The sequence below is a fragment of the Anaerovorax sp. IOR16 genome, assembly GCF_017168145.1.
GTDB lineage: Bacteria > Bacillota > Clostridia > Peptostreptococcales > Anaerovoracaceae > IOR16.
The window spans coordinates 999,341-1,017,814 of the sequence record NZ_JADQTL010000009.1 but is presented as its reverse complement, the minus strand read 5'-3'; the positions used below and the strand labels follow the sequence as shown (position 1 = coordinate 1,017,814).

The window sequence follows — 18,474 nt, the reverse complement described above, 5'->3', positions numbered from 1 at the left end:
CAATTTAGAAATTAAAATATAGTTATGTAGATTATATGGAAAAATCAAAATACCGTTTAGATATTGTGTTTCGATTTTTCATAGAATTGCTATTATTTTTTTCTTCTATTTGGATACTTTTTTCTAAAATTTGTCCACAAAATGATGAGTTTCCATTAAAAATCTTTTCTAAATCTTCTATATTGGCTTTTGATAAAACTCTTGGATCTACGGTAAGTTTTCCTCCCTTTAATACGGTAATTCCTACTGTGCTTAAAGCTGTTTTTTCTTTTTCTGCACAATTGGAGAGGAATTGAAGCTCACGGCTGTTCTCTGAAAGGTTAAATTTGCTCATGCAAGATACCATATTATTATAATTCTTTATAAAGTCAGAGACATTTTTTATGATTTCCTTTGTATTATTCGATTTTTTTCCTTGTTCGAAAATAGAATTTTTTTCGGTTTCTGTTAATTTTTCTGCGTACTTGTTTACTCCTTTTGCAGCATTGTAAGTTATGTCTTTATACATTTCATTTTTTAAATCCGTGTTCGTATCACTGGAGATATTTTTAGCGGATAATTTTTTATTTCCTTGACGATATGCTAATATACGAGAATAAGTACGATTTCCCGTGTGATTTACGGAATTCCTTTGATTCTGACGTCGAGAAGCTCCATTCCGTGCCGCTATGGTAACATTTCCACCTCTTAATATTCTCATTATAAGCTAACTCCTTCCCATTTCCCCCTAATTTAGTTGATTCCTATATTATACCAGTTGTTTTCATAATTTTCTATAAATAGCTATGATTTTCGACAAAGATAGATTTATAATGGTATTTTTTCTCTCTTGAAAAAAGAACGTATGTTCTATATAATTAGTATGCAAATTATATAGCTTATAAGTCTCAGAATTAAATTTTTAATTTAAAAGTAGCTTTGAGGAAGGTGATGCTTTGGTTATTATGCATATTGATGCAAATTCTGCGTATTTGAGTTGGACTGCAGTGAATTTGCTTGAGAGTGGGTATCCTTTAGATGTTCGCAAAGTGCCTTCTGTGATTGCAGGTGATCCAAATAACCGTCACGGAATTATTTTGGCAAAATCCATTCCTGCAAAGAAATTTGGGATTAAGACCGGAGAAAGCTTATTCGAAGCCAAACAGAAGTGCAATGAACTTTTGGTATTTCCACCGAATTATGATCTTTATTTACTATGCAGTGATGCCATGTTTTCTATTTTATCAGAGTACAGTCCAAAGATTCAAAGGTACAGTGTAGATGAATGCTTTCTTGATTTTACCAATTCTTTAAAACGCTTTGGAAACGCGGTAGCAATCGCTTATGAAATGAAAGAGCGAATCAAAGAAGAGTTGGGATTTACAGTTAATATTGGGGTATCATGCAATAAGGTGCTTGCTAAGATGGCATCTGAGCTGAAAAAGCCTGATCAAGTGCATACTCTTTTTCCGGAGGAAATTCCCGCAAAGATGTGGCCTTTATCCGTGGAAGAGCTTTTTATGGTAGGGAAGGCTACTTCAAAAAAATTAAGAAGGATTAATATAAATACCATTGGAGATTTAGCAAAAGCTGACCCCATTCACATGAAAGCACTCTTAAAGTCCCATGGTGAGATGGTATGGAGATTTGCAAATGGAATGGATGAATCACCTGTGGTTTTAAACTCTGATGTAATACAAAAAGGTGTTGGAAATAGTACAACAATTGCTTATGATGTTACGACCCAAAGGGAAGCGCATATGGTATTATTGGCACTTTGTGAACGTACGGCGATGCGGCTTCGGAAACTAAGGAAAAAGGCTTCTCTAATAAGTATTTCCGTGAAGAGTCATACATTTATACGGTACAGCCATCAAATTCAGCTATATGATTTTTTGGATTCAACAATGGATATTTATCATTATGCTTGTCTCTTGTTTGATGAATCCTGGAAAGGGGAAGGTGTTCGCCAGATTGGTGTGTCGGTATCAAATTTTGGGGAGATGAATCACGAACAACTGTCTATGTTTTCTAATGATCGTGCAAAGATTGAAAAAAACAGTTGTTTGGATCAAACATTAGATCAAATTCGAAGTCGATTTGGTGAACGATCCATTGTACGAGGAAGCTTTGCAAATGGAAACGTAGATCCCATACAAGGCGGTGTTAACGATGGAAATTATTTAATGATGGGAGGATATAAGCAATGAAAATTGTTGCAGAGCCCATAGATGCAGTTGTACTTTTCAGAGGAAAGGATAAACCGATTCCTTATAAGTTTAAATATACGGATTGCGCGGGAGAACGGTATGAAGTGAAAATCGGAAAGATTTTATCTAGCGAAGAACGAAAGACAGCAGGAATACGAACCTATATTTATAATTGTCAGAGTGTTATTAATGATATAGAAAAGCGGTTTGAGTTGAAATATATCATTCATGAATGCCGATGGGAACTTTATAAAATATGAAAGGTCAAGGAGCCCTATTTTAAAATATTATATTTAAGCACTAAAAATAACATTTCAAATGTTTACTATTGTTAAAGAAGAAAATATATTATAACATATGAGTAATGGATGATTTTGGTAACATGTTTCGTCTTGCTAGATAAGGAAGCAATATTTTGTTCAAAAGAGGATCTTTTATGACTGCAAAGCTTAAATTCGTATCAGCTATGTTGATTTTCGGCAGCATAGGTATTTTTGTGAAAAACATCAATATTCCAAGTGCTGAAATCGTACAATGGAGAACAATTATCGGGAGTATTTTTTTGCTTCTTGTTTTTGTTATAAAAAAGAAACCGATAGATTATACAGGTGTTAAAAGAAACTGGATTCCTCTGATTATTGCAGGCATCGTCTTGGGCGGAGGTTGGGCATTCTTGTTTGAAGCCTTTCAACATACTTCGGTAGGTGTCGCAACAATGTTATATTATTGTGCACCGATTATCGTGTTTTCCCTCGCACCGGTAATCTTTAAAGAGAAGGTTACGACACAACAAGTTATCGGCATTGCTGCGGCGGTTATCGGAATGCTTATCGTCAATCTTGTCGGAACAAGAGTCGGTGAGTTTTCTTCAGGTGCATTGTATGCATTGATTGCTGCACTCCTGTATGCCGCACTTATGATTGTGAATAAATATATCCATGAAGTTTCAGGGCTTGAAAGCACCTTTGTTCAACTTATCGTTGCAGCCCTTATTATGACAATTTATTGTTTCGCAACAACCGGGAAACTATTGTATCTTCCTGCAGGTAAAGATATTTTACTCATTTCTATTTTAGGTATCTTACATACGGGCATCGCTTTTTCTATGTACATCACAGCTATGAAACACTTGTCCGGGCAAAATATTTCACTTTTTAGCTATATAGACCCTGCTTCTGCATTGATATTTGCCTTTATATTTCTTGAAGAAAGCTTAAAATGGTATCAGATACTAGGAGCAATCCTTATTTTCGGAGGCACTTTGTTCAGCCAAATGAAAAAATATAATATAAAAGATTTAGGAGGACAAGATGATGGATAAAAATAAATTGATAAATACTCTTCAAACAAAGGGATTTCATGTGGAATATTTTGATACATCGAAAGAAGCTGTTAAATATATGACAGATTCATTATCGGGAAAAACGATTGGTATCGGGGGAGCACAAACCGTAAAGCAAATGGAATTAGACAAGGCACTTATGCAGAATAATACTGTTTATTGGCATTGGCTGCCTGAATTAATAGAAAAATATGGTGGTTCTAAAGAGGTAAATAAATTGGCTGGCAGCGCAGAAATATATATTAGTTCCGCGAATGCGATTGCTGAAACAGGTGAGATTGTAAATATTGACGGAACTGGCAATAGAATTTCATCGATAGCATATGGACATGAGAAAGTTTATTTTATTATAGGTATAAATAAAGTAACAGAAAATTTGAATGAGGCTATATGGAGAGCAAGAAATATTGCAGCGCCAAAAAATGCAAAAAGATTGAATCAAAAGACACCTTGTGCTAAAAATGCAGATAAATGCTACGACTGTAACAGTCCAGACCGAATTTGTAATGGATTTCTGATATTAGAAAGACCTATGAGTGGGGTAGAAATGACAGTTATAATAGTCAATGAAGAGTTGGGAGCATAAATGACTAAATTACATGTTTGTAAATTTGATTGAAACGATGAAGTATAAGTTATAAAAATAAAGTATAATACTCAAAAAATACAAAATAATCAAAATAGTTATGGTTCTCTTTCATAAATTAATGTATAATAGTATACGATTATCGGTATGCAAAATGATTTTGCAAAATAGGGAATCAGGTGTGAATCCTGAACAGTCCTGCTGACGTATTGATGTAGTTGCTTTCTGAATGCCACTGGTTTTTTCCGGGAAGGCGAAAGTGATGTTTGATGTCTAAGTCGTAAGACCTGCCGATATGGGTTCCAAACATTGTCTTACAGGAATTAAGGCTAGGATTATAAGTGCATATATAACGTGAAAGATAGATTTTGTTATATTGTTTTTTATGAATCAAGTTCTTGTTCTGAGACAAGAACTTTTTATTATGCTTTTAAAAAGTTTTTGAAGAGCGGTAAATGTAGTAAGTATAATAAAAACAGCTTAGAGATGAGGAATTGTAAAAATGAAAAAAAGAATAGTAATCTTATTGGCAGTATTGTTGATAACATCAATGTTTGCAGGTTGCCAAAACAATAATGGGGACAATCTTTCTGATAATAACCAGTCGCAGATGACAACAGATCTTTTAGGAAATGAAATTGTTTTGCCTACGAAAACGGATAAAATTATTTCGTTAGGTACTTCTAACACGGATATCCTTGTTGATTTAGGATTGACTGATCATCTGATCGCGATTGATAGCTACTCTACTTCCATCGAAGGAATTCCTGAAAATTTGTTGCAGTTTGACATGATGAAGCCGGATACTGAGCAAATCATTGCCTTAGATGCGGATATTGTTTTTGTTACAGGCATGAGTAATATAGGTGGCGGTGAAGATATATTCAAGCCAATTAGAGATGCAGGGGTTTGCGTTGTTGCAATTCCTAGTGCCAATAGCATTGATGAAATTAAAAAAAGTATCTTATTTATTGGAGAGCTTGTTAATGAAGCTGAAGAAGCAGAAACGATTATAAAATCTATGGAGTCTGAAATTGATAAGGTTAAAGAAGCATCAAATTCTGTCACAACAAAGAAAAAAGTATATTTTGAAATCGCGTCAGAGCCAACACTTTGTACTTTTGGTCAAGATACTTTTATAAATGAAATGCTTGAAATCGTAGGCGCAGAAAATGTTTTTGCACAACAATCGGGCTGGGTTAATGTTTCCGAAGAATCTATAATCAATGCGAATCCGGATGTGATTTTCACAAACTGTGATTATACAGAGGATCCTACAGGTAAGATATTGAAAAGAAACGGATGGGAAAGTATTCAAGCAATCAAAGAGAAGCAAGTTTATTATATTGATAAAAATGCAAGCTCCTTATCCACTCATAATATTGTTATCGCATTGAAGCAAATGGCAAAGGCATTGTATCCGGAAGTGTATAAAGATTGATTATGAAAAAAAGTATAAAATTTATTATTTTACTAATCGTTGCTGTATTAGTTTTAATGTTAGCTATCTGTATTGGAAGTGTTTTTATAACACCATCTGATATTTTCAAAATCATAGTATCAAAGTTGTTTGATATTCATTTTGATGTACCTCCAATCGAATCAAATATGGTTATTTTTTTGAAAATACGTTTGCCGAGAGCATTACTGTCATTTATAGTAGGAGGCATGTTGGCTGTTAGCGGTGTACTTTCTCAATCGGTTCTTCGCAACCCGCTGGCATCTTCGTATACTTTGGGAATATCTTCAGGTGCTGCCGTTGGAGCAAGTATTGCCATACTATTTGGGTTTTCATTTTTCGGTATATTAACACTTCCTTTTTTTGGATTGTCCTTTGGACTTCTTACTGTATTTTTAGCAGTAGCACTTGCCACAAAACTAGATAGAAACATGGGGAATATTACAATTATCCTTACGGGTATGGCGTTTTCTATGTTTGCGAATGCAGTGATTGCTTTTATAATGGCTTTTGCCAACCAAACGGCAAAGCAAATAACATTTTGGCAGCTTGGAAGTTTTGCACTCAAAGACTGGACGCATCCTATTTTGCTTTTCCCGATTGCAATGATTGGGATATTTGTAGTGATGTTCTTTTCCAGTGAAATGGATCTAATGACATTTGGTGAAGAACAAGCAAAAGCTTCTGGAGTCAATGTATTAAGTGTGAAATGGATGTTGTTGGCAGTTGGAGCGATTCTAACCGGCTGTGCAGTTTCTATTGCAGGAGTGATTGGTTTTGTTGATTTATTTACGCCGCATATGGCACGTCGTATTTTTGGTTCAAGACATAAAATTGTAATTCCTGCAACTGCATTAATGGGTGGGATTTTTATGACATTGTGTGATTTAGTAGCAAGAACAATAGTAGCACCTGTGGAATTACCGGTTGGTGCAGTTACATCAGCGATTGGTGCACCATTTTTTATATTCCTCTATTTTCAAGGTAAGGGAGGTCAAAGGAATGCTTAACGTACAAAATGTTTCCGCTGGATATGATGAGAGAAAAGTTTTACATGACATTTCTTTTTCAGTTCCGACAGGTGAAAATTTATCTATTATAGGACCAAATGGCTGCGGAAAAACAACATTGCTTCGAACGATTGCAAATATCATTAAATTTGATGGAGATATTTATATAGATAATCAAAATATAAAAAATATGAATCGAAAGTCATTGGCAGGGAAAATTGCTTTGTTTAGTCAAATGACAACCATCTATTTTGATTATTCAATCTATGATACGGTGATGATGGGACGATATTCTAAAAAAAAGCGACGTCTTTTATCGGATATTGATGAGAGTGATGTTACGTCTGTGAAATCTGCGTTAAAAACAGTCGGGCTTTTAGATATTTCTTCTCAAAGTATCAGCACACTTTCCGGTGGACAGCTTCAAAGAGTTCTGTTGGCAAAAGCTTTGGTACAAGAGCCTGATATGATTTTGCTGGATGAGCCTACGAATCATCTTGATTTATATTTTCAAATTGAATTAATTGATTTTTTAAGGAGTTGGGCGAAAAAGAACGGAAAAAGCGTCATCGGTGTACTTCATGATATTAATCTTGCAGTACGGTTATCGGATCGGATTTTATTGATGAATAATGGGAGAATTCAAGCAATTGGAACTCCTGAGGAAGTTTTAAATTCACGAATTATTGAACCGGTTTATAAAATTAATGTAGGAAATTATATGAGGGAGTCGTTAAGAATATGGGAAAGTCTATCATGATTCAAGGAACATCATCTGGAGCAGGAAAGTCGACTTTGGTCACAGGACTCTGCAGAGTGTTAAAACAGGCAGGGTATTCAGTAGCTCCTTTTAAAGCACAAAATTTATCATCCAATGCACATGTTTTTGAGGATGGAATGGAAATGGCGAGGTCACAGGCAATCGCTGCTTATGCTTGTGGAATAAGCCCTAAAACAGATATGAACCCGGTATTGTTAAAGCCAACTGATATTGGAGGATCGGAAGTAATATTGAATGGTAAGTCGATTGGATATCTTAAAGATTTTGAATACAAAAGGTTAAAGAAACGGCTGGCTGAGAATATTTTTGAAGCATACAACCGATTGGTACACCAATATGATATTGTTGTTGTAGAAGGTGCTGGTAGTCCTGTTGAATTGAATATAAAGCAAGAAGATGTTGTCAATATGGGATTTGCAAGAAAAGCGAAGTGTCCTGTTTTGTTGGTTTCAGATATCAGTCGTGGCGGTATTTTTGCATCCATTTATGGTACGATTATGTTACTTGATGAAGAAGAAAGAGAACTGGTAAAAGGAATTGTTGTAAATAAGTTTCGTGGGAAAACGGAATATTTTAAATCAGGAGTTGACATTCTGGAAGAATTAACGCAGAAGCCTATTATGGGTATCTTGCCATATACTTCAATAGAAATCGAAGATGAAGATAGCTTAGTTGATGGCAAGATGAAAACAGAAAAGGACATAACAGAAAAACTCAATGGTGAAATGAGTTATGCTGAGTATATAGAGATTCAGTTTGATAAACTGGCCAATGTAGTACGACAAAATATCGATATAACACAAATTCTTAAAATATTGGGAGAATGATTATGAACATGAAAAATAAGAAATTTGTTGCTTCGTATAGTGGAGGGAAAGACAGCATATTAGCAATCTATCGTGCTATAAAGCAAGGTATGAAGCCAATGGCATTAATCATAACCTATAACACTGATGTGGATCGTTCTTGGTTTCACGGCATGCCAGAGCATACATTAGATGAGGTATCAAAATCTTTAAACATACCGATTAAACTAATAAAAACATCAGGGAAAGAGTATGCAGATAATTTCAAGAAAGAGCTTCGCGAACAAAAGAAGAATGGTGCAGAGGTCTGCGTGTTCGGGGGATATTGATATTGAAGGACATTTAGAGTGGTGTACTAATATTTGCAAAGAAGCTGATATTGAAGCATATTTTCCTTTATGGCAGGAATCACGCGAAAAGCTCGTACGGGAATTTATTGCAGAAGGCTTCACTGCCAATATTACCGTTGTTGATACAACAAGATTAAGTGATAATCACCTGGGTATGATTTTATCCGAAGAAACAATTCAATCAATATCCGAGGAGGGAGCCGATATCTGCGGCGAAAATGGAGAATACCACAGTTTTGTATCGGATGGCCCTATTTTTTCCTATCCCATTCCCTTTTCTTACGGCGAGAAAATAGTTCAAGATCAATTTGCTCGTTTACCCATTTGTGAATAACTGCAAATAAGGGAGTAGCTAGGTAAGGTTATTATAACTTGTGTTATGGTGGTATGAAGATTATTTAGAGAGAGAAGGCTTAAATGAATATTGATAAAGCTATTAAATCATTAAGACTTAACGGTTATGAGGTTTCATTTTTTAAAAATGCAGAAGATGCAGCTATATATCTAAATAATAATATAGATAATAAATTAGTTGGTTTTGGAGATTCCATTACTCTATTGAGTATGAATTTATTTGAAATTCTTTCTTCTCATAATAAAATTTTTGACCCGCAGCATTGTACAGTTAATACAAACTTTATTGATATAGCAAAAAAATCCTTAATATCAGATATATACATCACTTCAATAAATGCTTTGGCAGAAACAGGAGAACTTGTTAATATTGACGGTACTGGAAATCGTATAGCTGGGTCCATATTTGGTCATAAAAAGGTTTATTTTATTGTAGGAACCAATAAATTGGTTCCTACACTTCAAGAGGCTATTTGGCGTGCCAGAAATATTGCTGCACCCCAAAATGCTATGAGATTGGGTTTGAAAACTCCTTGTGCAAAAAAGGGAGGCCACTGTTTTGATTGCTCTAGTCCGGATCGGATTTGTAACGGAATGATGATTTATATGAAAAAAATGGACGATATTGATATGGAAATTGTATTAATTAATGAAGCGCTTGGTTTTTAATAAACTCATTGCGATGGTTCTCTTAAGTTTATGTTAAAATGGTTTCATAGAGATTATTATTTTTGACGTGGAGGATATGGCTTATGAAAAAGATAATAGCTGTTTTAATTATTGCGATACTGGCAGTTATGGCTGCAGGTTGCTCGAACGAGGATACCCAATTAGGTGGATTTTATCAAAGTGATTTTATCGGAAGTGAGATTGTGCAGATTTCAGTTAATAGTGATAATGGTGAATTTGTACAGTATATATCAAGCCGACAGGTTAATAGTGGCATCTATACAAAAAACAAAGAAGGTTTATACGAATTTGATGGGGATGTTCATTCTTTTACGGTCACATTAATTGCGGATGATTCTTTTGAAGTTGTTATACCTAAATTGAACGGAGATACTCCAATTAAATTAAGCCAAATAAGCGAAAACAAAAGTGTCTTTACTACTATTGGAGGACAGGAAAATTATAATGACATTGAAGAATATAAAGACCTCTTAGAATAAAGATGAATGGATTTTATATATGGTACTGGGGGGGATAATTTGATTTGGAAAGAAAATTTATCGATAGTATAATTTTAAATGAAAATATAGATAGAGATTCTTATCTTTATCATTTACCAATTGTAAAATATCTTATGAAAAATAAATCTCTTTCCTTGAAAAATGATGTGACATTTTTAGTGGGAGAAAATGGAACAGGGAAATCGACATTATTGGAAGCAATAGCGATTGCATACGGTTTTAATGCCGAAGGAGGGACTAAGAACTTTAATTTTTCTACGAATAGTACTCATTCTGAATTGTATAATTCTTTAACAATTTCTAAGTCTAAATTTGCAAAAGATGGTTTTTTTCTTCGCGCGGAAAGTTTTTATAATGTAGCTACAAATATTGATGAATTAGATAAAGAATTACCGTTGCTTCAAAGTTATGGAGGCATATCATTACATAAACAATCACATGGTGAAAGTTTCTTAGCATTAATACAAAATCGTTTTTTAGGAAATGGAATATATATTCTTGATGAACCTGAAGCGGCACTTTCTCCATTAAGAATTTTAACTTTAATTGCGGAGATAGATCGTTTAGTTAAAAATAATTCTCAATTTATTATTGCAACACATTCGCCTATACTTATGACATTTCCAAACGCATGTATATATCAATTTACAGAAAATCAGGTAGAAACTGTTTCATATGAGCAAACGGAACATTATCAATTAACAAAAAGATATTTGGAAAATCCGGAACAAATGTTGAAATATTTATTAGAAGACTAATGTTTACTGTTTCTTTAAAAGAAGAATAACGAATTTGAGTAGCTTTTTATGATATTCACGGAAATAAATATGAATAGATACTATTATTCATCAGATAAAAATATTATTTATGATTATTTTTCGTTAAAATAGGAGGTAGGATAATGGATATTCAACGATGTATTAAGAATTCATTTTCTGTTATTGGTAAAGAGGGTTCAACGATGGACGGTAATGGATTCATTCAGAATTTATGGAAGGATGCTAATTCTCATTTTAATGAAGTCGTAGATTTAACAAAAAAAGATGAGAATGGGAAGCTTCTTGGAATTTGGGGTGCTATGTCTGATTTCACTCGTTCTTTTAAACCTTGGGAAGATAATTTTACAAAAGGACTTTATCTTGCAGGTGTAGAGGTAGAAGATGATGCGCAACCTCCTGCGGGATGGGTAAAATGGATAATTCCCGCATATGAATATCTTTACGTTAAAAATGAATACCCAAATACATTTAAGAATGTAATCACATATCTGAATGAGAATGGTATCAAGCTAGCTGGTGCAGTTCATGATTATAATTGCCCTGAAAGCGGCCAAGCTTATATGTTTTTTCCTATACGAAAATTATGAAGTCTATGATCTTCATTTGAGATATATAGGTGATAACAGCGAATTATATTTAAGGGATTATGGGAATAGGTATTAGATTCCAGTTTATAGGATGGATTCTGAGCATAATACGAAATTTATTTTGTATAAATGAAAATTGGAAAGGAGAATCGATATGGGAATTTGGATTGAGTAGCAAGGCTACAATTTTTGAGATAGCCTTGCTGATTTTAATATTTTAAAATACATTTATAATTAGGAGGCAAATTATGTCATATTTTCAATATCAATCGAAAAATATATATTTTGAAGAAATAGGGACAGGAAGACCGTTGTTACTTTTACATGGAAATACTGCTTCGTCGAATATGTTTACAAGTATTGCCATGCAATATGCTCGTGAATACAAGGTGATTTTATTTGATTTTCTAGGGCATGGAAAATCTGATAGACTTGAACGCTTTCCTGTAGATTTGTGGTATGAAGAAGCCCAACAGGTGATTGAGTTTTTGAGACAGAAAAAATATCGTGATCTTCTCATTCTTGGCAGCAGCGGTGGAGCATTGGTTGCTATCAACGTGGCTTTAGAAAGGCCAGATCTTGTTAGAAAAGTTATTGCTGATAGCTTTGAGGGAGAACACTCACTAGCTGCTTTTACTGCAACTATTATGAATGACAGAGAGTTGTCAAAACAAGATGCTGGAGCAAGAATGTTTTATCAGGCTATGCACGGTAATGACTGGGAACATATTGTTGACAATGACACGAATGCGATTGCTGAACACGCAAAACTAATCGATAGATTTTTTCATAAACCGCTTTCTGAATTGAAGGCAGATATTTTAATGACAGGTAGTAATGAAGATGAATTCGTTACATGTGTGGATAAGGATTTCTATAGTAAGACATATTCAAGGATGATAAGAGAAATTGGTCACGGAGATTTGTTCATTTTTGAACATGGAGGGCATCCGGCAATGTTATCGAATCAAGACGAGTTTTTTAAAGAAACCTTGGTATTTTTAGAAAATGACTAATCTATAAGTACAATTAAATTATGAATAAATTGGTAAGGGAATCATGGCGATGATTCCCTTACTTAACTAATTAAATGGATTCGTTTGCTTATTTATCCTGAATGATATCCTATTTTATACGTATTATATTGTTCTAGAAGAAAAAATATTATAAGATAAATTATTATGGATTATTTCGATATTTATCTATAAAGTTGATGGATAAGCTAAGGGTGTGTCTTATGATCAAAAAGGAATTAATAAATCAAAGTATTGATTACATCTTGCAGCATTTTGACGAGAATATTTCGATTGAAGATGTAGCAAAACACTTTCATTTCTCAAAATTTTATTTTTGTAGAGCTTTCAAAGAGGTAACAGGCGAAAGTGTCTATGCATTTATGAAACGTCTGAAAATGGATCAAAGTGCTGTTGCTATCAAGTTGGAAAAGAATAAAACAATTACGGATATTGGGTTGGATTATGGATATAGTTCATCAAATTATAGCTCTGCATTTAAAAAGCACCATCGCGTTTCTCCAGCTAAATTTCGCAAATCTACAAATGCAACAAGTAGGTTTAATCCATTTTATCCCAAAGAACTTGCTAGCTTTAAAACATTTGACGACTATGCCAAAAGAATTAAAATAGAGGAAATGAATGATGTTTTAGTTATTTATGAAAGAATTATTGGGAATTATATTGAACTAAAGGAAAAATGGTTTTGCTTTATGGATACATACAAAGATCATATTAAAGCAGAGACTCTTATGATAGAAAGGTTTTATGATGATCCTACGATTACCAGTCTGAACCGATGCATATGTGATTTATGTATGACAGTTACTGAAGTTTGTGAATTAGACAATATGACAACAATCAAAGGTGGGAAATTTGCAACGTATCGCTTTGAGGGGGAAATACAGGATATTTTTTGTACTCTTCAGGGAATATTTAGTATTTGGCTGCCTAAGAGCGGTTATGAAATGGATGAAAGATATGGACTAAATATTTATCGGAAAATTGACAGAAATAATGGACAGGTAATCATGGATTTATGTATTCCAATTAAATAGAGCAAGAATTCAGAAGTAAGTATAAAGACTTTTTTCTATAATGAGAATGATCCAAGCTAGGTAGTTCTCTTAGAAAGAAGTCTATTTTTATGAGTAAAGTAAAAGAAGATGGAGATATTGAAATGTTTGATATAAGAAAAATTCAGGAACAAGTTATTTATGAAGCAGTTAAAAACAAAAGTGACGCTGAAACAGCAAAAGCAATTGTGTATGGAAATGATGCATTGTCAAAAACCGAAGATAATGCCAGCTGGGTGAAGTCAACAATGCATAGATTGGAAAATAAATTCAATCAAGAAACGACGAAGCAGATTCGAATGGGTTGCCAGTGTGGATATGGAATGGATGAAAAATTGACACTTGTTAAAGAGCTAGTAGCAGCTGCATCAAGTATGGAGGACTTCGCAAATTTAGATAAGGCAAAAGAAGCTGGTCTATTTTGTAAAGAGGGCATACTTTATCTGCAATTCTCATTTTGCCCTTGTCCAATGCTTGCGGATGTAGATAAATTGGATACAGATACATGGTGTCAGTGTACTACAGGATATAGTAAAGTTCTTTTTGAAAAAGGCTTTGGATGTGAAGTTGAGGTAGAATTATTAAAAAGTATAAAAATGGGTGATGATATTTGTCTTATGAAAATTATTCCTCATGATTCAATTTGGAAATAAAATAACAAATCTGCTAATAAAAGTTGATTGAAAGTGTTATTGAACAAGGAGGTTGTTTCTATGCTGAATCCAATCGTTATGATTGCATATCCGTTTTATAAAAAGGAGATGCAATATGAGTTATTTAGAATCTAAGAAATATGAGATTGTTCCTACTGAAACATATAAAATAATTCGCAATTGTTCTGGCTGTGGGAATAAAAGTGTCTATCATAATACTAATAAAATTAGAGTGAATGCCAACGGAAAACAGATTGATGTTTGGTTGATTTATCAATGTAGTAAATGTAAACATACGTATAATCTACCAGTTTATTCTCGTATTAACAGAGATACACTTGATAAATCGGAGTACGAAGCATTACAAAGAAGCAATCAAGAAATTGTAAATCGACTTGGTTTGGATAGAAATCTATTTCAGAGAAAAGGTGCAAAGATTTTTAGGGAACCGACCTATATGCTTAAGTATATAGGTGGCGATAGTAAAGAAAATGTAATACAGTTTCGTAATCCGTATCAAATTAGAATTCGTCACGATAAGCTAATCGCAGAGTGTTTAGAAATTTCTCGCACACAAGCTAAAAAGATATTAGAAACTGGTGTGCTAAAAGTAAGTAAACTTTCCGATGATGAAGTGAAATTTGTATACTAATAGAATTTCTATGAAAATGAATAATGAGATTTGAATAAAATTTATAAAGAAAAAGTAAGGGGATCATTGAATGATTCCCTTACTTTTTATGGGGATTATAAAAATTTAAATTAATGATAGTAAAAAAGATTGCTTATTAACTTAAACTTTCTATTGACATTCTTAATAAATATCATACAATATATATCAAATGATATATAAAAGGAGGGTGAAATATTATGCCACCAAAAAATAAATTTACAAAAAAACAATTGATTGATGTAGCTTTTGATATTGCTAATAAAGAAGGCTTTAATACCATAACAATTCGTAAAATTGCGGATAAATTGGGCTGCTCCATTGCCCCTATCTATGTTAATTTTAAAGATGTTGATGAACTTAAAAATGAAGTAGTATTAAAAGTAATAGATATCAGTAAACAGTTAATATTAGAGCAAAATTCAGGAAATCCATTTTTAGATATAGGTATTGCTTCGGTTATTTTTGCCAAGAAATATCCACTTTTGTTTGATGAATTTGGTTTAAAACATAATGAGTTTTACGCGAAACAAAATGAAGCAATTGATTTCGCAATAAACCAAATGAAAAAAGACAAAGAATTATCAAATTTCACTGAACAAGAATTAGAACTAATATTATTTAAGATGAAAGCCTTTCAAGCAGGTCTTTCTGTATTAGCACGAAACGAACAATTATCTGCTATATTAACAGATGAAATGATTATTCAGATGTTAGATGAAACTGCTCAAGATATTATTGATGGAATGAGGCGACGTGGAGGACATGATAATGAGCTTCGATAAATGTGAAAAAATATTTGACCGCCTAAGTCAAACTGCAAAAATACATGAAGCAATCGCATATATTGAGAATACAGATGGAAGCATATCCTGGAATAAAGGATATCATAGAACAATTGATTCTCCAATTAATATGGCAAGCATAACAAAGTTATTTACGACAACATGCATATTAATTTTGTGCCAACAAGGTAAGTTATCATTAAATGATAAAATTAAAACATTTTTAGATAAAGAAATAATGAATGGACTACATGTATATAAAGGAATCGATTATTCAAATGATTTGAGAATATCTGATTTAATGTTTCAAGTAAGTGGATTGCCAGATTACTTTTTAGAGGGCAATGAACCTTTTGAAAAGAAAATGCTTAAAGAAGATTTTTATGTAGACCTAGAAGAAATGATTGCAATAAACAAAACAATGAATCCTAAATTTGCACCTCGTATGGGATCTAGAAGTTATTATGCCGATATTAATTTTGATCTTTTAGGGAAGATTATTGAACGAATAACACAAAAAACACTATCTGAAGTTTTTTGCATGTTTATCTTTAAACCACTAAACTTAAAGTCAACATATATAGTTACAGCAGATACAGATTATGTTCCTAACGTTTATTATAAAGAAAAAAAGTTATCTCTCGTTAAGTTTTTAAGATCTTGTCCTGCGAGTGGAGGAGGGGTTACAACAGCTAGAGAGCTTATGATATTTATTAAAGCTTTTTGGGGTGGAAAACTATTTAATAAGCAGGTATTTGAGCAATTACAAAATCATAAAAGATTACAAATTACTTTTGGAGGCATTCATTATGCAGGGGGGTATATGTATTTAAAAAGTGGGATGCTTTTTATTAAGAAAAATCAATTGATTGGTCATTCAGGGTCCACGGGCTCATATGCGTTTTATTGTCCTGAAACAGATTTATTCTTTGTGGGTGATGTAAATCAAGGCAGTAGTCCCTCAATACCAATTCGATTACTTTTAATGATGGAAATGAATACTCGTAATATATTGTCAGCATAAGTTGGATTATTACAAGTTAGAGATTATTTATATAACCTTACATGGAAAGGATGATAAATATGAAAACGAAAGAGCAAATATTAATAATCACATTTCCACATTCAAAAACAACATTTCAGCTCTTTCGTATTGTAACTTTGAATCTAAAATGATATGGTTTAACAATCGATAAATTTTACGTAAAAAACATTAATGTTTAATAATAGAGTCTATAAAGGAATTGCAAATTTAGGAGTAAAATAATGGGTAAAAAAAAATATTATATTATATTTTGTTTCATTTTTTTGATTTTTACATTAGTAGTTGATGTTTTATCACCAGATTTTTTTAATATTCACCGAAGAAATTATTCAGAGCATTTAAAGTATATTTCGGAAGAAGATTATTTGTCTCAATATAGAATCGTGAAGGAAGCATCTAGAAATGATGATTTTTTAGAAATAGAAACTATTTTACAAAATTATATGGAGAATAAGTCAGAGGTAAATATACAACCAATTGAAATCACAAAAAGAATAGTTAGTGATAATATTGTTTTTGAATGTAAAGTCATAGCTTTACTGGATTTAAATGAAGAAAATAAGATTGTTGTTATACCCAAAAGTGTATTTTTAGTGCAGGCAGTTCCACTAGACAAAGGAATTAAATTTAAACTTGCAGGACCACATTGTGATATTTGGGAGGAAGAGCCAACGATTTTGATTATGGAGGTAGGAAGAATTGATATAACAGAAGAAGCTGCAAAAAGAAATAACATTGACTTAAGTACATATGTAAAAGACGCTTTTATCGAAAATAATTATTGTAAGCGTATAGATATTTATGGAGAATATGTATTCACTAAATAGACCTCACTTTAACGCTTTTAATAGAAGTGATAATATGATCTATTTAAATGATAATAACAAGGGAATTATAAAAACTACTAAATAGGGGGAATTTAATGGATAAGATAAAGTATCATAATTTTCAATTTTATGAAACGGATGAAATTGAAAATTATTTGACCAGTATGGCAAAATACGGCTTCGCCCTTTCTCAAATAGATGGTAATTTTTTTCGTTTTATTAATTCTCCAATAAATAATACAGATACCAAATATAAAGTTTTATATTATACAAAACAAAAGGCAGATAAAATAATAGAAGATATGATACAGGGTGGTTGGGATTTTGTATGTAAAAATCACTATTTAATCGTATTCCGATCAAGAAATCAAATTCCCTTGGATTTTAATAAAAAAACGATTGAACAAAATCAATACACATTAAGACAGAAAGCAATAAAGAATAATATAATATTTGGATTGATATACTTTCTGCTTGTTTTATGCCTTAGCTTCTTATATCTCTATGGTATGACAGTTGATGGATATGAAATCTATTCAAGAGAATTTTTAATCAATTCATATGCATTTATAGTAGGTATTATGTTGGTTATTAATTTTATAATTTACTATGTAGCAGAAGTGAGCGATTATATTCTTTGGAGGAAAACTATAAATAATAATTTTAACCAAAACTTAAAATATAAGCGTACAAATTTTAAAAAAATGATGTTTCGATTAGGAAGTATATATGAAATATTTACTTTACTTTTTAGTATTATTTTGGGTATTTTTATACTTTTTAACACCACATCTTGGATTATTACATTAAATATTTATGTTTCGTGGGCAGTTCTTATAATTATTGCTATATCATACAAGGTTTATATGAAAACATCATTTGTAAATTTACTTTATTTTTGGATGGTATTAATGATATATTTTTCTTTTGCGAATAATTGATAAACTTTAAAAGCCAATGTCCTTTTTTGAG

The 18,474-nt window shown here is 32.4% G+C and carries 23 protein-coding genes and 1 riboswitch; of the genes, 22 read left to right on the top strand and 1 reads right to left on the bottom strand.

From position 1 onward, the window contains the following. Positions 1-31: 31 nt before the first annotated feature. The gene (locus tag I2490_RS08650) at positions 32-700 is read right to left on the bottom strand and encodes a hypothetical protein (protein WP_206459302.1); all 669 of its coding nucleotides are present in this window, start codon (positions 698-700) and stop codon (positions 32-34) included. A gap of 244 nt (positions 701-944) precedes the next feature. On the opposite strand from I2490_RS08650, the gene I2490_RS08645 reads away from it, so the two are divergent. From I2490_RS08645 to I2490_RS08545, 22 genes are all read left to right on the top strand, one after another. Then, positions 945-2,189: a DNA polymerase Y family protein gene (locus I2490_RS08645; protein WP_206459703.1), complete on the top strand. Its 1,245-nt coding sequence runs from the start codon at positions 945-947 to the stop codon at positions 2,187-2,189. Then, positions 2,186-2,449 carry a hypothetical protein gene (locus I2490_RS08640; RefSeq protein ID WP_206459301.1) on the top strand — a complete coding sequence of 88 codons (264 nt, stop codon included), beginning with the start codon at positions 2,186-2,188 and terminating at the stop codon, positions 2,447-2,449. The genes I2490_RS08645 and I2490_RS08640 overlap by 4 nt, the downstream gene beginning before the upstream one ends. A 176-nt stretch (positions 2,450-2,625) precedes the next feature. Beyond that, the gene (locus tag I2490_RS08635) at positions 2,626-3,510 is read left to right on the top strand and encodes a DMT family transporter (RefSeq protein ID WP_206459300.1); all 885 of its coding nucleotides are present in this window, start codon (positions 2,626-2,628) and stop codon (positions 3,508-3,510) included. Further along, positions 3,500-4,117 carry a lactate utilization protein gene (locus I2490_RS08630; RefSeq protein ID WP_330634616.1) on the top strand — a complete coding sequence of 206 codons (618 nt, stop codon included), beginning with the start codon at positions 3,500-3,502 and terminating at the stop codon, positions 4,115-4,117. Before I2490_RS08635 ends, I2490_RS08630 begins: the two co-directional genes overlap by 11 nt. Before the next feature lie 126 nt (positions 4,118-4,243). Then, positions 4,244-4,426, top strand: a riboswitch (cobalamin riboswitch). Positions 4,427-4,619: 193 nt separating this feature from the next. Next, positions 4,620-5,558 (top strand): ABC transporter substrate-binding protein, encoded by a 939-nt coding sequence (locus I2490_RS08625; protein ID WP_245157121.1) that lies wholly within the window; start codon positions 4,620-4,622, stop codon positions 5,556-5,558. 2 nt (positions 5,559-5,560) lie between these two features. Beyond that, positions 5,561-6,586, top strand: coding sequence for a FecCD family ABC transporter permease (locus I2490_RS08620; protein WP_206459299.1), 1,026 nt, complete (start codon positions 5,561-5,563; stop codon positions 6,584-6,586). Continuing rightward, entirely contained in the window at positions 6,579-7,346 is a 768-nt protein-coding gene (locus I2490_RS08615; protein WP_206459298.1) for an ABC transporter ATP-binding protein, read from the top strand. The genes I2490_RS08620 and I2490_RS08615 overlap by 8 nt, the downstream gene beginning before the upstream one ends. Beyond that, positions 7,328-8,194, top strand: coding sequence for a cobyric acid synthase (locus tag I2490_RS08610; RefSeq protein ID WP_206459297.1), 867 nt, complete (start codon positions 7,328-7,330; stop codon positions 8,192-8,194). Before I2490_RS08615 ends, I2490_RS08610 begins: the two co-directional genes overlap by 19 nt. A gap of 2 nt (positions 8,195-8,196) precedes the next feature. Beyond that, positions 8,197-8,502 (top strand): hypothetical protein, encoded by a 306-nt coding sequence (locus tag I2490_RS16640; protein ID WP_245157120.1) that lies wholly within the window; start codon positions 8,197-8,199, stop codon positions 8,500-8,502. After that, positions 8,426-8,857: a hypothetical protein gene (locus tag I2490_RS08605; RefSeq protein WP_245157119.1), complete on the top strand. Its 432-nt coding sequence runs from the start codon at positions 8,426-8,428 to the stop codon at positions 8,855-8,857. Before I2490_RS16640 ends, I2490_RS08605 begins: the two co-directional genes overlap by 77 nt. An 83-nt stretch (positions 8,858-8,940) precedes the next feature. After that, a complete protein-coding gene (locus tag I2490_RS08600) occupies positions 8,941-9,546 on the top strand; it encodes a lactate utilization protein (protein ID WP_206459296.1) in 606 nt (201 codons plus the stop codon). Between the two features lie 83 nt (positions 9,547-9,629). Continuing rightward, the gene (locus I2490_RS08595; protein WP_206459295.1) at positions 9,630-10,046 is read left to right on the top strand and encodes a hypothetical protein; all 417 of its coding nucleotides are present in this window, start codon (positions 9,630-9,632) and stop codon (positions 10,044-10,046) included. 44 nt (positions 10,047-10,090) lie between these two features. Further along, positions 10,091-10,825 carry an AAA family ATPase gene (locus I2490_RS08590; RefSeq protein WP_245157118.1) on the top strand — a complete coding sequence of 245 codons (735 nt, stop codon included), beginning with the start codon at positions 10,091-10,093 and terminating at the stop codon, positions 10,823-10,825. A gap of 143 nt (positions 10,826-10,968) precedes the next feature. Continuing rightward, positions 10,969-11,433, top strand: a complete 465-nt coding sequence (locus I2490_RS08585) for a GyrI-like domain-containing protein (protein WP_206459294.1) — start codon at positions 10,969-10,971, stop codon at positions 11,431-11,433. 248 nt (positions 11,434-11,681) lie between these two features. Continuing rightward, positions 11,682-12,449, top strand: a complete 768-nt coding sequence (locus I2490_RS08580) for an alpha/beta fold hydrolase (RefSeq protein ID WP_206459293.1) — start codon at positions 11,682-11,684, stop codon at positions 12,447-12,449. Positions 12,450-12,670: 221 nt separating this feature from the next. After that, entirely contained in the window at positions 12,671-13,504 is an 834-nt protein-coding gene (locus tag I2490_RS08575) for an AraC family transcriptional regulator (protein WP_206459292.1), read from the top strand. 89 nt (positions 13,505-13,593) lie between these two features. Further along, positions 13,594-14,175, top strand: coding sequence for a DUF6144 family protein (locus tag I2490_RS08570; protein ID WP_330634615.1), 582 nt, complete (start codon positions 13,594-13,596; stop codon positions 14,173-14,175). A gap of 115 nt (positions 14,176-14,290) precedes the next feature. Beyond that, a complete protein-coding gene (locus I2490_RS08565; protein ID WP_206459291.1) occupies positions 14,291-14,827 on the top strand; it encodes a DUF1062 domain-containing protein in 537 nt (178 codons plus the stop codon). Positions 14,828-15,045: 218 nt separating this feature from the next. Next, complete coding sequence (locus I2490_RS08560) at positions 15,046-15,630, top strand: TetR/AcrR family transcriptional regulator (RefSeq protein WP_206459290.1); 585 nt, start codon at positions 15,046-15,048, stop codon at positions 15,628-15,630. After that, a complete protein-coding gene (locus tag I2490_RS08555) occupies positions 15,617-16,654 on the top strand; it encodes a serine hydrolase domain-containing protein (RefSeq protein WP_206459289.1) in 1,038 nt (345 codons plus the stop codon). The genes I2490_RS08560 and I2490_RS08555 overlap by 14 nt, the downstream gene beginning before the upstream one ends. A 242-nt stretch (positions 16,655-16,896) precedes the next feature. Continuing rightward, positions 16,897-17,502, top strand: coding sequence for a hypothetical protein (locus tag I2490_RS08550; RefSeq protein ID WP_206459288.1), 606 nt, complete (start codon positions 16,897-16,899; stop codon positions 17,500-17,502). A gap of 95 nt (positions 17,503-17,597) precedes the next feature. Then, the gene (locus I2490_RS08545; RefSeq protein WP_206459287.1) at positions 17,598-18,443 is read left to right on the top strand and encodes a DUF2812 domain-containing protein; all 846 of its coding nucleotides are present in this window, start codon (positions 17,598-17,600) and stop codon (positions 18,441-18,443) included. Positions 18,444-18,474: the final 31 nt, after the last annotated feature.

Excerpts from the sequence above, each read along its gene's own strand:
- I2490_RS08650 (WP_206459302.1), bottom strand. The coding sequence starts at position 700 with ATGAGAATATTAAGAGGTGGAAATGTTACCATAGCGGCACGGAATGGA.
- I2490_RS08645 (WP_206459703.1), top strand. The coding sequence starts at position 945 with ATGCATATTGATGCAAATTCTGCGTATTTGAGTTGGACTGCAGTGAAT.
- I2490_RS08640 (WP_206459301.1), top strand. The coding sequence starts at position 2,186 with ATGAAAATTGTTGCAGAGCCCATAGATGCAGTTGTACTTTTCAGAGGA.
- I2490_RS08635 (WP_206459300.1), top strand. The coding sequence starts at position 2,626 with ATGACTGCAAAGCTTAAATTCGTATCAGCTATGTTGATTTTCGGCAGC.
- I2490_RS08630 (WP_330634616.1), top strand. The coding sequence starts at position 3,500 with ATGATGGATAAAAATAAATTGATAAATACTCTTCAAACAAAGGGATTT.
- I2490_RS08625 (WP_245157121.1), top strand. The coding sequence starts at position 4,620 with ATGAAAAAAAGAATAGTAATCTTATTGGCAGTATTGTTGATAACATCA.
- I2490_RS08620 (WP_206459299.1), top strand. The coding sequence starts at position 5,561 with ATGAAAAAAAGTATAAAATTTATTATTTTACTAATCGTTGCTGTATTA.
- I2490_RS08615 (WP_206459298.1), top strand. The coding sequence starts at position 6,579 with ATGCTTAACGTACAAAATGTTTCCGCTGGATATGATGAGAGAAAAGTT.
- I2490_RS08610 (WP_206459297.1), top strand. The coding sequence starts at position 7,328 with ATGGGAAAGTCTATCATGATTCAAGGAACATCATCTGGAGCAGGAAAG.
- I2490_RS16640 (WP_245157120.1), top strand. The coding sequence starts at position 8,197 with ATGAACATGAAAAATAAGAAATTTGTTGCTTCGTATAGTGGAGGGAAA.
- I2490_RS08605 (WP_245157119.1), top strand. The coding sequence starts at position 8,426 with ATGCAGATAATTTCAAGAAAGAGCTTCGCGAACAAAAGAAGAATGGTG.
- I2490_RS08600 (WP_206459296.1), top strand. The coding sequence starts at position 8,941 with ATGAATATTGATAAAGCTATTAAATCATTAAGACTTAACGGTTATGAG.
- I2490_RS08595 (WP_206459295.1), top strand. The coding sequence starts at position 9,630 with ATGAAAAAGATAATAGCTGTTTTAATTATTGCGATACTGGCAGTTATG.
- I2490_RS08585 (WP_206459294.1), top strand. The coding sequence starts at position 10,969 with ATGGATATTCAACGATGTATTAAGAATTCATTTTCTGTTATTGGTAAA.
- I2490_RS08580 (WP_206459293.1), top strand. The coding sequence starts at position 11,682 with ATGTCATATTTTCAATATCAATCGAAAAATATATATTTTGAAGAAATA.
- I2490_RS08575 (WP_206459292.1), top strand. The coding sequence starts at position 12,671 with ATGATCAAAAAGGAATTAATAAATCAAAGTATTGATTACATCTTGCAG.
- I2490_RS08570 (WP_330634615.1), top strand. The coding sequence starts at position 13,594 with ATGAGTAAAGTAAAAGAAGATGGAGATATTGAAATGTTTGATATAAGA.
- I2490_RS08565 (WP_206459291.1), top strand. The coding sequence starts at position 14,291 with ATGAGTTATTTAGAATCTAAGAAATATGAGATTGTTCCTACTGAAACA.
- I2490_RS08560 (WP_206459290.1), top strand. The coding sequence starts at position 15,046 with ATGCCACCAAAAAATAAATTTACAAAAAAACAATTGATTGATGTAGCT.
- I2490_RS08555 (WP_206459289.1), top strand. The coding sequence starts at position 15,617 with ATGAGCTTCGATAAATGTGAAAAAATATTTGACCGCCTAAGTCAAACT.
- I2490_RS08550 (WP_206459288.1), top strand. The coding sequence starts at position 16,897 with ATGGGTAAAAAAAAATATTATATTATATTTTGTTTCATTTTTTTGATT.
- I2490_RS08545 (WP_206459287.1), top strand. The coding sequence starts at position 17,598 with ATGGATAAGATAAAGTATCATAATTTTCAATTTTATGAAACGGATGAA.